The 12,160-nt window shown below is 69.3% G+C and carries 13 protein-coding genes, 1 other RNA gene and 1 riboswitch; of the genes, 7 read left to right on the top strand and 7 right to left on the bottom strand.

The features are described from left to right. Window positions 1-42 precede the first annotated feature (42 nt). A complete protein-coding gene (locus DID99_RS02245; protein WP_124488469.1) occupies window positions 43-372 on the bottom strand; it encodes a c-type cytochrome in 330 nt (109 codons plus the stop codon). Window positions 373-497: 125 nt separating this feature from the next. Beyond that, window positions 498-2,171, bottom strand: coding sequence for a dihydroxy-acid dehydratase (gene ilvD, locus DID99_RS02240; RefSeq protein ID WP_124488468.1), 1,674 nt, complete (start codon window positions 2,169-2,171; stop codon window positions 498-500). 135 nt (window positions 2,172-2,306) lie between these two features. On the opposite strand from ilvD, the gene DID99_RS02235 reads away from it, so the two are divergent. After that, window positions 2,307-3,224 carry a LysR substrate-binding domain-containing protein gene (locus DID99_RS02235; protein WP_044845631.1) on the top strand — a complete coding sequence of 306 codons (918 nt, stop codon included), beginning with the start codon at window positions 2,307-2,309 and terminating at the stop codon, window positions 3,222-3,224. 89 nt (window positions 3,225-3,313) lie between these two features. Next, complete coding sequence (lgt, locus tag DID99_RS02230) at window positions 3,314-4,204, top strand: prolipoprotein diacylglyceryl transferase (protein ID WP_044845632.1); 891 nt, start codon at window positions 3,314-3,316, stop codon at window positions 4,202-4,204. 181 nt (window positions 4,205-4,385) lie between these two features. Here the strand turns inward: lgt and DID99_RS02225 are convergent, their stop codons facing one another. From DID99_RS02225 to DID99_RS02205, 5 genes are all read right to left on the bottom strand, one after another. Next, window positions 4,386-5,126: an SIMPL domain-containing protein gene (locus tag DID99_RS02225; protein WP_124571265.1), complete on the bottom strand. Its 741-nt coding sequence runs from the start codon at window positions 5,124-5,126 to the stop codon at window positions 4,386-4,388. Between the two features lie 192 nt (window positions 5,127-5,318). Beyond that, complete coding sequence (locus DID99_RS02220) at window positions 5,319-5,780, bottom strand: EVE domain-containing protein (RefSeq protein ID WP_044845634.1); 462 nt, start codon at window positions 5,778-5,780, stop codon at window positions 5,319-5,321. Between the two features lie 69 nt (window positions 5,781-5,849). Continuing rightward, window positions 5,850-6,031, bottom strand: a non-coding RNA gene (gene ssrS, locus DID99_RS02215) — 6S RNA. Between the two features lie 80 nt (window positions 6,032-6,111). After that, on the bottom strand, window positions 6,112-6,426 hold the full coding sequence (locus DID99_RS02210; protein ID WP_011885730.1) for a cell division protein ZapA: 315 nt from the start codon (window positions 6,424-6,426) through the stop codon (window positions 6,112-6,114). Beyond that, window positions 6,423-6,773, bottom strand: a complete 351-nt coding sequence (locus DID99_RS02205) for an ATPase (protein WP_044845635.1) — start codon at window positions 6,771-6,773, stop codon at window positions 6,423-6,425. The genes DID99_RS02210 and DID99_RS02205 overlap by 4 nt, the downstream gene beginning before the upstream one ends. Before the next feature lie 165 nt (window positions 6,774-6,938). Further along, window positions 6,939-7,192: riboswitch (cobalamin riboswitch) on the top strand. Between the two features lie 685 nt (window positions 7,193-7,877). On the opposite strand from DID99_RS02205, the gene DID99_RS02200 reads away from it, so the two are divergent. Genes DID99_RS02200 through cobC form a run of 5 tightly spaced genes read left to right on the top strand, consistent with a single transcriptional unit; the run spans window position 7,878 to window position 12,128 of the window. Then, entirely contained in the window at window positions 7,878-8,876 is a 999-nt protein-coding gene (locus tag DID99_RS02200) for an iron ABC transporter permease (RefSeq protein ID WP_124571266.1), read from the top strand. Next, window positions 8,873-9,685: an ABC transporter ATP-binding protein gene (locus tag DID99_RS02195; protein ID WP_124488464.1), complete on the top strand. Its 813-nt coding sequence runs from the start codon at window positions 8,873-8,875 to the stop codon at window positions 9,683-9,685. Before DID99_RS02200 ends, DID99_RS02195 begins: the two co-directional genes overlap by 4 nt. Window positions 9,686-9,737: 52 nt before the next feature. Further along, window positions 9,738-10,793 carry a nicotinate-nucleotide--dimethylbenzimidazole phosphoribosyltransferase gene (gene cobT, locus DID99_RS02190; protein ID WP_124488463.1) on the top strand — a complete coding sequence of 352 codons (1,056 nt, stop codon included), beginning with the start codon at window positions 9,738-9,740 and terminating at the stop codon, window positions 10,791-10,793. After that, the gene (locus tag DID99_RS02185) at window positions 10,783-11,559 is read left to right on the top strand and encodes an adenosylcobinamide-GDP ribazoletransferase (RefSeq protein WP_124521541.1); all 777 of its coding nucleotides are present in this window, start codon (window positions 10,783-10,785) and stop codon (window positions 11,557-11,559) included. Before cobT ends, DID99_RS02185 begins: the two co-directional genes overlap by 11 nt. Further along, window positions 11,544-12,128 (top strand): alpha-ribazole phosphatase, encoded by a 585-nt coding sequence (gene cobC / locus DID99_RS02180; protein ID WP_124571267.1) that lies wholly within the window; start codon window positions 11,544-11,546, stop codon window positions 12,126-12,128. The genes DID99_RS02185 and cobC overlap by 16 nt, the downstream gene beginning before the upstream one ends. Window positions 12,129-12,160 lie beyond the last annotated feature (32 nt).

Genomic DNA, 12,160 nt, shown 5'->3' with positions numbered 1-12,160 from the left:
GCGCAAGGCGCGGCGCGCGGTGCACGCATCCGGTCATCCGGTTCAGCGCAGCGACAGCACCCATTGCGAGAGCGTGTGCGCTTCTGCGCTCGTCAACTGCGTATTGGCGGGCATCGGCACGCCACCCCACACCCCGACGCTGCCTTTCACGATCGATTGCGCGAGGTAATCGACGGCGTCGGTGCGCGCCACGTACTTGCCGGCGATGTCGTGGAACGACGGGCCCATCAGCGGCTTGCCGACCGCATGGCAGGCCATGCAGTTCTTGCGCTGCGCGAGCGCGAACCCGTCGCCGGCCGAGTCGGCGTGTGCCGCCGCCGCGCTGCCGGTCAGCAGCGCCACGAGCAGCGCGCGCAATATCGTCTGTTTCATGCGGTTCTCCGCCGGCGGAGACGGCCGGCTTCACGGTCCGCGCATTATAAAAGCAAAGGGAAAGCGCGTTTTGCGCGTTTCCCCGGCGGCCGTTCGCAATGGGGTCGCATGCCCCGCGCGCCGCATCAGCCGGTGACGGCGCCCTGGTTCGCCGGACGCGCGAGCGCCGCGAACTTGGCGAGCACGCCGCGCGTGTAGCGCGGCGCCGGCTGCTTCCACGCGGCGCGCCGGCGCGCGAGTTCCGCATCGTCGACGTTCAGCTGCAGCACCAGCCGGTGCGCGTCGATCGTGATCGAGTCGCCTTCCTGCACGAGCGCGATCGTGCCGCCGACGAACGCTTCGGGCGCGACGTGCCCGACCACCATCCCCCAGGTGCCGCCCGAGAAGCGGCCGTCGGTGATGAAGCCGACCGATTCGCCGAGCCCCTTGCCGATGATTGCCGACGTCGGCGCGAGCATTTCCGGCATGCCGGGGCCGCCTTGTGGGCCGAGATAGCGCAGCACCAGCACGTCGCCCGCGCGGATCCGGTCGCCGAGGATCGCGTCCATCGCGCTTTGCTCGTCGTCGAACACGCGCGCCGGGCCCGTGATCACCGGGTTCTTCAGGCCGGTGATCTTCGCCACCGCGCCGTCTTCCGCGAGATTGCCCTTCAGGATCGCGAGATGGCCTTCCCTGTACAGCGCGCGATCGATCGGGAAGATCACCTTCTGGTCCGCGCGCGGCACGCCCGGCACGTCCTTCAGCTCCTCGGCGATCGTGCGGCCGGTGATCGTCATGCAGTCGCCGTGCAGCAGCCCCGCATCGAGCAGGATCCGCAGCACCTGCGGGATGCCGCCGGCCTGGTGCAGGTCGGTCGCGACGTACTGGCCCGACGGTTTCAGGTCGCAGATCACCGGCACGCGCTTGCGGATGCGCTCGAAGTCGTCGATCGTCCAGTCGACCTCGGCCGCGTGCGCGATCGCGAGATAGTGCAGCACCGCATTGGTCGAGCCGCCGGTCGCCATGATCAGCGATACCGCGTTCTCGATCGACGCCTTGGTGATGATGTCGCGCGGCTTCAGGTCGCGCTTCACGGCCTCGACCAGCACGCGTGCCGATTCGGCGGCCGAATCGACCTTCTCCTGATCGGGGTTCGCCATCGTCGACGAGTACATCAGCGACATGCCGAGCGCCTCGAACGACGAGCTCATCGTGTTCGCGGTGTACATCCCGCCGCACGAGCCCGACGTCGGGCACGCGTTCTTCTCGACCCCTTCGAAATCTTCCTGCGACATCCGGCCCGCGGTGAACTCGCCGACCGCCTCGAACGACGACACGATCGTCAGGTCGCGGCCCTTCCAGTGGCCGGGGCGGATCGTGCCGCCGTACACGTAGATGCCCGGCACGTTCAGGCGCGCGAGCGCGATCATCCCGCCCGGCATGTTCTTGTCGCAGCCGCCGACCACCACCACGCCGTCCATCCACTGGCCCTGTACGCAGGTCTCGATGCAGTCGGCGATCACCTCGCGCGACACCAGCGAGTACTTCATCCCCTCGGTGCCCATCGACATGCCGTCCGAGATCGTCGGCGTGCCGAAGATCTGCGGGTTGGCATCGGCCGCCTTCACCGCCGCGACGGCGGCATCGGACAGCCGCTGCAGGCCCGAGTTGCACGGCGTGATCGTCGAGTGGCCGTTCGCGATGCCGATCATCGGCTTGTCGAAATCGTCCTTCTGGTAGCCGAGGGCGTAATACATCGAGCGGTTCGGCGAACGGGCCACGCCTTGCGTGATGTGCTTCGAGCGACGGTTGTACGGCATGGGGGACTCCATCGTTGTATTGGCGACGCCCGCGATCGGCGCACCGGTTCGGATCAATCAAGCATGGAGTTTCCGGTTTGGGATGTCCAATATATTATTTGTCGCTTATTAAGTCGTTTTACGAATGAGTGAGAGATGGCCGAACCGACGCCGGACCTGCGCCAGTGGCGCTATTTCGTGACCGTGGCCGACGAGCGCCACTTCGGCCGCGCGGCCGAGCGCCTGTCGATGACGCAGCCACCGCTGTCGCAGGCGATCCGGGCGCTGGAGGACACGCTCGGCGTCGCGCTGTTCGCGCGCACCAAGCGCTCGGTCGCGCTGACGGCGGTCGGTGCGGCGCTGTTGCCGGACGTGCGCCGGCTGCTCGCGTCGGCCGACGCGCTGCCGCCGCTCGCACGGCGCCTCGCGCGCGGCGAAGCCGGTTCGCTGTCGCTCGCGTTCGTGTCGACCGCCGATTACGGGCTGCTGCCGTCGCTGCTGCGCGCGTTCGGCGCGCGTTATCCGCAAGTGCGGCTGCAGCTTGCGGAGGCGACGAGCGACGTGCAGATCGACGAACTCGTCGCGGGCCGCATCGACGCGGGGCTCGTGATTCCGCCGGTGCCGCCGCGCCACGCGGCCGGGCTGTCGTACCTGCCGGTCGTGCGCGAGCCGCTGGTGGTCGCGATGCCGGCGGCCGCGGCGCACGGCGTGTCCGAAGACGAACCCGTGCATCTGGCCGACCTGGCCGCGCTGCCGCTCGTGATCTTCCCGCGTCGTTTGGCGCCCGGCTTTTATGACATCATTACGGGCTGCTACGGCGCGGCGGGGGAAACCCCGCGCATCGGCCAGGAGGCGATCCAGATGCAGACGATCGTCAGCCTCGTGTCGGCCGGCATGGGTGTCGCACTGGTGCCGCAGTCGCTGCGTAACCTGCGGCGCACCGGCGTGGTCTACCGGCCGCTCGCCGGCGACGCGCCGGTCGTCGAAACCGGCCTCGTGTGGCGCACGGGCGACGTCAGCCCCGTGCTCGCCGGCTTCATCGACGTCGTGCGCGCGCAGGGGCTGGCCACGTGACGCGAACGATGGCGCGCCGGCGCCGTCCAATGCGCGGTGCGGCGCCGGTGCGAGCGCCGTACCGCATTCGAAAACTTCATCGCTAACCCATGATCATTCACCCGAATTTCGACCCCGTAGCGATCCACCTCGGGCCGCTGGCCGTGCGCTGGTACGGCCTCATGTATCTCGTCGGCTTCATCGCGGCGATCGTCGTCGGCCGGATCCGCCTGAAGCTGCCGCACGTCGCGGCGCAGGGCTGGACCGCGAAGGACATCGACGACATGATGTTCTACGGCGTGCTCGGCACCGTGCTCGGCGGCCGGCTCGGCTACGTGCTGTTCTACAAGGCCGACTTCTACTTCTCGCATCCGCTCGACGTGTTCAAGGTGTGGGAAGGCGGGATGTCGTTCCACGGCGGCTTCCTCGGCGTGACGCTCGCGATGGCGCTGTTCGCATGGCAGCGCAAGCGCCACTGGCTGCAGGTCACCGACTTCGTCGCGCCGATGGTGCCGACCGGGCTCGCGGCCGGGCGGCTCGGCAACTTCATCAACGGCGAGCTGTGGGGCCGCGTGACCGATCCGAACGCGCCGTGGGCGATGCTGTTCCCGGGCGCGATGCGCGATGACGCGGCATGGCTGCCGAAGCATCCGGCGCTCGTCGAGAAGTGGCATCTGGCCGACGTGTTCATGCAGTACCAGATGCTGCCGCGCCATCCTTCGCAGCTCTACGAAATCGCGCTCGAAGGCATTGCGCTGTTCTTCGTGCTGTTCTTCTTCTCGCGCAAGCCGCGGCCGATGGGTGCGATCTCCGCGCTGTTCCTGATCGGCTACGGGCTCGCGCGTTTCACGGTCGAATTCGCGCGCGAACCGGACGACTTCCTCGGCCTGCTCGCGCTCGGCCTGTCGATGGGGCAGTGGCTGTCGCTGCCGATGATCCTCGCGGGCGTCGCGTTGCTGGTGTGGGCGTATCGCCGTCGCGCGGCGAATGCGGTCGCGTGATGTCGCGGCGTGATGCGGTTGCGTCACGCGCGAGTCGTGTGATGCATGGCACGTGATGCGTGATGCCTGATGCGATGCGGACGCGCACGATCGGCGTGCGCGTCGATCGCAGGATCGCAAACGAAAAACGCCGGCCCGAGGGCCGGCGTTTTCACATCTGCCGCGTGTTGCGCAATGCGCGTTACTTCATCTGCACCGAGCCGTTGACCGTGACCGACACGGTCGCCTTGCCGCCTTCGACCGAAATCGGCGCGCTCATCTTCGCGCTGTCCATCGGTGCGGCGGCCATCGCCATCATGCGCGGGTACGGCTGCACGTTGCGGCTGCCGCCGACGTTCACGTCGCGAATCGAGTAGCTGTTGTAGCCGAACGCCTTCGCGGCTTCGTCCGCGCGTGCGCGGAACGACTTGATCGCTTCGGTCGTGAGCTTCTGCTCGGCCGCGCGCTGCGCTTCGGGTGACAACGAGAACTCGACGTTCGCGATCTGCATCTGGTTCGACAACTGGCCCGCGAGCTTCGACGCCGCCGCGAAATCGCGCGATTCGAGCACGACTTCGGTACGACCGCGCCATGCGGAGATCTTCCCGTCGCGATCGGTGCTCGGATAGACGGAGAACGCGCCGGTGTGCGCGGTGACGCCCGACACGCCCTTCGCCTGCGCCAGCGCCGCGTCGGCGCGCTGGTTCAGCGCCGACGTCAGGCTGCCCGGGTCTTTCGCCTGCTGTTCGTAGAACAGCGTGATGTGGATGATGTCCTGCGGCACGTCGGCGCTGGCCTGCGACGACAGCGACAGCACGCCCGCCGGCTCCGGGAAGTGCGGGTTCGCGGTCTGCGCATGCGCGGCGGGCGACGCGAGCGTCAGCGCGACGGGCACGACGGCGGCGAGGGCGAGCGACAGCGCGAGTGCGGATTTCTTGGTCATTGTTGGACTCCTTGTGCGAGGGCGCGCACGCGGATCACGCGTGCGCGACGCGGGCGTACCGCGCGACGAAAAACGGCCGCCGCCCGATCGCGGCGACAGCGGTTGCTTAGGCTGCGCGAACGCGCCGCGAGTTCCGTGGCGGTGGCGCGTGTTGACCGGATTTGACCTTTGGCGTGTGCTTGCTGCGTACGCCTACTTCATCAGCTTTTCGGTGATGAAGCGCCACTCGGCACGCGTGACGGGCGTGATCGACAGCCGGTTGCCGCGTGCGAGCACGCGCATGTCGGCGAGTTCGTCGTGTTCGCGCAGCGCGGCGAGCGGCACGAGCGGCGACTTCTTCACGAAGCGCACGTCGACGAGCAGCCAGCGCGGTGCCTCCTGCGTCGACTTCGGATCGTAATACGGGCTTGCCGGATCGAACTGGGTGGGGTCGGGGTAGGGCGTCGACGAGACTTCGGCGAGGCCCGCGATGCCCGGTTCCGGGCAGCTCGAATGATAGAAGAGCACGCCGTCGCCGATCTTCATCGTGTCGCGCATGAAATTGCGCGCCTGATAGTTGCGCACACCGGTCCACGGCAGCGAGTGCTGCGGCGCGTGCGCGAGATCGTCGATGCTTGCTTCGTCCGGTTCGGACTTCATCAGCCAGTATTGCATGGATCGTGATCGACGCAGAAAGGGCTGCTGCAAAAGGAAACGGCATCGGGACTTCCCGATGCCGTTGAATAGGCCCCCGCCTTGGCCGCTAGGCCGGCATCCTGAACCTGGGGTTCAGAATTGGTCGCAGTTAGCAGCACTTCGGGTACATCAGACAGAGTGACGCGCGCGCCCGTGCTACAAATTTCCGCAACCGTGCACATGGCATTGGTTCAAGGAATATATGACCTTGGCGAACCAGGCAGGGAAGCTGACTGAACTGTGTTTCGTTGCGCCAATTTGACCACCGTTGATCGCCGAGATCAAGGGGAATCGACGCATCGATCAAACGTTACTGCGTCTCGTGCTGTGCGAGCACCGCGCCGAGTTGTTCGTTCATCTGGTGCATTGTACGACGGATTTCTTCCGCCGGAAATGCTTCACCGTGACGCACGCTCGTTTGCAGCCGCAGCAATTCGGACGCGAGCGACAGCGCGGCCATGACCGCGATGCGGTCGGTGCCGCGCACCGAACTGTTCGCGCGGATCTTCGACATTTCTGCGTCGACGCGTGCGACGGCCTCGAGCAGCGCCGCTTCGGTCTCGGCCGAACAGGCGAGCCGATAGGGCTGACCGAGAATCGAGACTTCGATCTGCTTGGTGCTCATGCATGTTCTCCGTGGCTGGCCGCGTCGTCGCTGTCCGTGCGCGCCTGCGCATCCAGCAGGTCGAGCTGGTTGTCGGCTTGCTCCGCGCTCTTCGTGCGCGGCAGCTTTTCGAGAATCGCATTCAGTTTGACCTGGGCGTCGTCGATCTTTGCCGACAGCGTGTCGCGCTCGGCCGCGAGCGCATTGCGTTCGTCGCGCAGTTGCGCGAGTTCCGCGCGGACCGTGTCCGCTTCCGCGCGCAATTGCGCGACCTGCTCCTCGAGCGCGAGCCGTTCCGAGTGATAGCGCTTGTTCAGCGAGATCAGACGGCCAATATTTTGAGATAAAGTTTCGAGTTCGTTGAGCATTTGCTGCGTCCTCTAAAGACCCAGCATTTTAGCGCGGAATAACGCGCATTCCGACATCTGTAACGTTTCCAGTCGTAACACCCCCGCTTCTTGCCGCGAATACACGGGTCCGGCACGTGTTCCGCATGCGTCCGGACGCCTCCTTGACGCTCGCGCGGCCCGCTCCTAAACTGGCGCCGCCTCGGTGCTCGCGCGTGCGTCGCGCGGTTAAACGGGAAGCAGGGCGCGTGCTCCGCCCGGAGTTCGCCAACCTGCGCTGCCCCCGCAACGGTAAGCGGCCGCGTCGCATGACGCAGGCCGGCTCGGGCGCGTTTCGCGTGCAGGTCGCACGCTGGCGCGGGCCACTGCGCGTGATACGCGCGGGAAGGCGAGCCGGTACGCCGCCAGCCCGGATACCGGCCGAGGCGAGGAGCCTGCACGGCTTCATGACGCACGGCCCGCGGGGAAGCGGGGCGCGCAGTGCTTCACGGGACTTGTCTTCGATGCTGACCCCAATCGTCCGCACGGCGTGCGGCGCACGCTGCGCAATGTCGCCTGCCGCCATCGCGCGGAGCGCAGCGCACGCCGATTCGTCCGGATCGGCGACGACGCCGGTCGTCGCGGCACCGCGCCCGGTCGCGTGGCGCGACGCTGTCCCCTTGCTGCCGGCCGCCGTGGTTGCCGCACCGAGCGTGCCTGACGGTGACGCAAGCGCGATGCCGATCGACCCGCTGCGGCGGCTTCCACTATATTGCGCAGAACGTGGGCCGCGCGAGGATGCGGCTCGACGGATCGCGCGCGTGTCACGTTGGTGCGACCGGCACGCGCGGCCGCCGCATCGCGGGTCCCGGGCGACGAAATGCGGAATCCGGGTGCCGATCGTCGCGCGCGGTATGGGGCGTCGCCGGCCGTGAATCATGCGTCATGCCGCGCATGGCATCCTGACCGTGCGTGCGATGACATCACCGGGCACGGTTCGTCCGTGCACGCATCAACAACCTGTTCGACGAGGATGACGAGCTTGCGTATGCCTACGACACGCCGGAGCGCGACGCCGGTGCCGCGCCCGGCCGGCCATGACGGTCAGCGAAAGCGTCACGCGTCATGCGCGATGCCGTGCGGCGCATGAGCGCCGCGCGTGCCGCCGCGATCTGGGTTGCGCTCGCGGCCGTGGTCGCGTTGCTGTTCGTCGCGTCGCTGTCGATCGGCAGCGTGCCGATGTCGCCGTGGCAGGCGCTCGCGTCGCTCGTGCCGCACGGCGGCGACGCACTGCTCGCCGACATCGTGCGCACGTTGCGGCTGCCGCGTGCGCTCGCGGGCTTCGCGTGCGGCGCGCTGCTCGCGCTGGCCGGTGCGCTGCTGCAGGTGCTGTTGCGCAATCCGCTCGCGGAGCCGTACGTGCTCGGCGTGTCGGGCGGCGCGGCCGGCTTCGCGCTCGTCGCGATGATCGCGGGCGCCGCGTGGTGGCTCGTCGATGCGGCCGCGTTCGCCGGCGCGCTCGTGTCGGTCGCGCTCGTGCTCAGGCTTGCGCGCCGCGAACTGTGGCGCGGCGATGCGCGCGACGCGTCGCCGCGGCTGCTGCTCACGGGGGTCGTGATCGCGGCCGGGTGGGGCGCGCTCGTCACGCTGCTGCTGTCGCTCGCGCCCGACGCGCGGCTGCGCGGCATCATCTTCTGGCTGACGGGCGATCTGAACGGCGTGACGGCGCCCTGGTTCGCATGGGGCGCGCTGCTGCTGGCCGCCTGCGTCGCGCTGCCGGCCGCGCCGCAACTCAACGTGCTGCTGCGCGGCGACGCGACCGCGCTCGCGCTCGGCGTGCCGGTCGCGCGGCTGCGCATGCGGATCTACCTCGTCGCGTCGCTGGCCGCCGCGGCCGCGGTGACGACGGCCGGCACGATCGGTTTCGTCGGCCTCGTCGTGCCGCACGCGCTGCGGCTCGCATTCGGCAACGACCAGCGCATGCTGCTGCCCGCCGCGATGCTCGCGGGCGGCGGCGGCGTGATGGCGGCCGACCTGCTCGCGCGCACCGCCATCGCGCCCGCGCAATTGCCGGTCGGCGTGATGACCGCGTTGATCGGTGTGCCGGTGTTCCTGTGGATGTTGCTGAGGAGACCGATGCGATGACGCATGCCGCACCGCACACCGCCGGCGACGTGACCTATGCGGCGCTCGACCTCACGCTGAGGGCCGGCGCACGGACCCTGCTCGACGGCTTCACGCAGGTGTTCCGGCCCGGCGAGATCTGGTGCGTCGCGGGGCCGAACGGCGCCGGCAAGACGACGCTGCTCGCGACGCTCGCGGGCCTGCAGCGGCCGGCCGGCGGGCAGGTCGAGATCGACGGCCGGCCGCTCGCCGCCTGGCCGCCCGAACGGCTCGCACGGCGCCGCGCGCTGATGCCGCAGCAACTGCACGACGCTTTCAGCGCGACGGTATTCGACACTGTGCTGCTCAACCGCTTTCCGTATCTCGGCGGCTGGGGCTGGGAGCGCGAGGCAGACCGCGCGGCCGCGCGCGACGCGCTCGCGACGTTCGGGCTGAGCGCGCTCGCGTCGCGCGACGTGCTGTCGCTGTCGGGCGGCGAGCGGCAGCGTGTCGCGCTGGCCGCGACGCTGTGCCAGGACGCGCCGCTGATGCTGCTCGACGAACCGCTCGCCCATCTCGACCTGCATCACCAGATCGACGGCCTGACCGCGTTGGCCGCGTGGCTCGACGCGGGCCCGCGCACGGTGCTGTTCTCGTGTCACGACCTGAATCTTGCGCGGCGTTTCGCGACGCACGCGCTGTTGCTCGACGGCCGCGGCCACGCGTGGGCGGGCCCCGTGCTCGACGTGCTGACGCCGGCGCGCGCGAGCGACGCGTTCGGCTATCCGCTCGTGCTGATCCGCGAGAACGGTCGCGATGCGCTGCTGCCCGCGTGGCCCGAGCGACGATGAACTTCCTTCTTTCGATGCGCGGCAGCGGCCGCACCAACGAGGCAACCTTCCGATGACGAACCCGACCGACTTCCCGCCCGCGATCGCGCCGCTCGACGACACGCTGCGCAAGCGTCTGCAGCATGTGATCGATCACAAGACCAAGCCGCCCGGCAGCCTCGGCCAGCTCGAGGCGCTCGCGCTGCAGATCGGCCTGATCCAGCGCACCGAGCGGCCGCACGTGCAGCGTCCCGTGACGATCGTGTTCGCCGGCGACCACGGGATCGCGGCCGAGGGCGTGAGCCCGTATCCGCAGTCGGTCACCGCGCAGATGGTCGCGAACTTCCTGGCCGGCGGCGCGGCGATCAATGCGTTCTCGGGCGTCGCGCAGAGCGTGCTCGAGATCGTCGATGCGGGCGTCGCGTCGCCGCTGCCGGTGTCCGATCGGCTCGTGTCGCTGCCGGTCGCGCGCGGCACGCGCAATTTCGCGGTCGAACCCGCGATGACGCACGACGAGGCGAAGACGGCGCTCGCCGCGGGTGCCGCGCGCGTGCGCGTGCACGCGTCGCTCGGCACGAACGTGATCGGCTTCGGCGAAATGGGGATCGCGAACACGTCGTCGGCCGCGTGCCTGATGAGCCGTCTGCTCGACGTGCCGATCGACGCGTGCGTCGGGCGCGGCACGGGTCTCGACGACCAGGGGCTCGCGCACAAGCGCGCGGTGCTCGGCCGCGCGCTCGTCCGGCATTCGCATGCGATCGCGCCGCTCGACGTGCTCGCGACGTTCGGCGGCTTCGAGATCGCGATGATGACGGGCGCGTATCTCGCGGCCGCGAGCGAGCGGATGACGATCCTCGTCGACGGCTTCATCGCGACGGCCGCGTTGCTCGTCGCCGAGCGCATCGCGCCCGGCGTGCGCGACTACTGCGTGTTCTCGCATGCGTCGCACGAGGCCGGGCACCGGCGCATGCTCGAGCATTTCGGCGCGAAGCCGCTGCTCGCGCTCGACCTGCGGCTCGGCGAAGGCACGGGCGCCGCGCTCGCGCTGCCGCTGGTGCGCGCGGCGGCCGCGTTCCTCACCGAGATGGCGAGCTTCGAATCCGCGGGCGTCGACAATCGTGACGCCTGAACGCGCGCAGGGCGTACGCGCCGAACTGCGCTACTTCTTCGTCGCGCTCGGCTATTTCACGCGCGTGCCGGTGCCGCGCGCGATCGGCTACGCGGCCGGCGATCTCGATCAGGCCGCACGCTACTTCCCGCTGGTCGGTGCGTGCGTCGGCGCATGGGGCGCGCTCGTCTATCTCGCGGCGCTGCGCGTGCTGCCGGCGTCGATCGCGGTCGGGCTGTCGATGGCCGCGACGCTGCTCGCGACCGGCGCATTCCACGAGGATGGCCTGGCCGACAGCTGCGATGCGTTCGGCGGTGGCTACGCGCGCGACGACGTGCTGCGGATCATGCACGATTCGCGCATCGGCACGTTCGGCGCGGCCGCGCTCGTGATCGCGCTCGGCCTGAAATGGCAGGCGCTCGCGGCCATGCCGCCGCTGCGCGCCGCGTGGACGATGATCGCCGCGCATGCGGCGAGCCGCGCGGCGGCCGTGAGCCTGCTGATGTCGCTCGACTACGTCCGGCCGGAAGGCAAGGCAAAACCGGTTGCACAGCGCATGGGCGCGCGCGCGGCCTGCGTCGTGGCCGCATTCGGGTTGCCGTGGCTGTTCTGGCCGGACTGGCGCGCGGGCGTCGCGGCCGTCGTCGCGCTCGTGCTCGTGCGCGCATGGGCGGCCCGCTATTTCGTGAAGCGGATCGGCGGTTATACGGGCGACTGCCTCGGCTTCGCGCAGCAGTTGAGCGAGCTGGCGATCTATCTCGTGGTGCTCGGATGGATCTCGTCCTGATTCGCCATCCGGCCGTCGCTGTCGAGCAGGGCGTGTGCTACGGACGCAGCGACGTGCCGCTCGCCGCACCGGCCGAGGCGGGGGCGCGGACCATGCGCGAGCGTCTGGCGGCGCTCGGGGCGCCGTTGCCCGCGCAGGTCTGGACGAGTCCGCTCACGCGTTGCGCGTCGGTCGCCGAGCGGCTTGCGCACGCGTTCGACGTGCCGCTGCGGCGCGACGCGGGCTGGCAGGAAATGGACTTCGGCGCGTGGGAACTGCAGCGCTGGGACGACATCGACCGCGCCGCGCTCGATGCGTGGGCGGCCGACCTGATGCATGCGTGCGCGCATGGCGGCGAGAGTGTCGCGCAGTTCGTCGAGCGCGTGGCGCGCGTGGCCGGCGAGGTCGCACAGGCCGACGCGCCGCAATGGGCGATCACGCACGCGGGCGTTATTCGCGCCTTCGCATCGCATGCGCTGCGCGTGCCGCTCGATACGCTGCTGTCACGACCGGTGCCGACGGGCGGCGTCGTCTGGTTGCGCATGGAGGATGCCGCCCGCACGTGGGAAGTCGTCCACTGGGACGCGTAGGCAGTCGCGTGCTCGTCTGACGCGGGCTAGCG

This window comes from Burkholderia sp. Bp8986, from assembly GCF_003854225.1.
Lineage (GTDB): Bacteria > Pseudomonadota > Gammaproteobacteria > Burkholderiales > Burkholderiaceae > Burkholderia.
The sequence above is the reverse complement of the archived record's forward strand: the minus strand, read 5'-3'. Positions and strand labels throughout refer to the sequence as shown.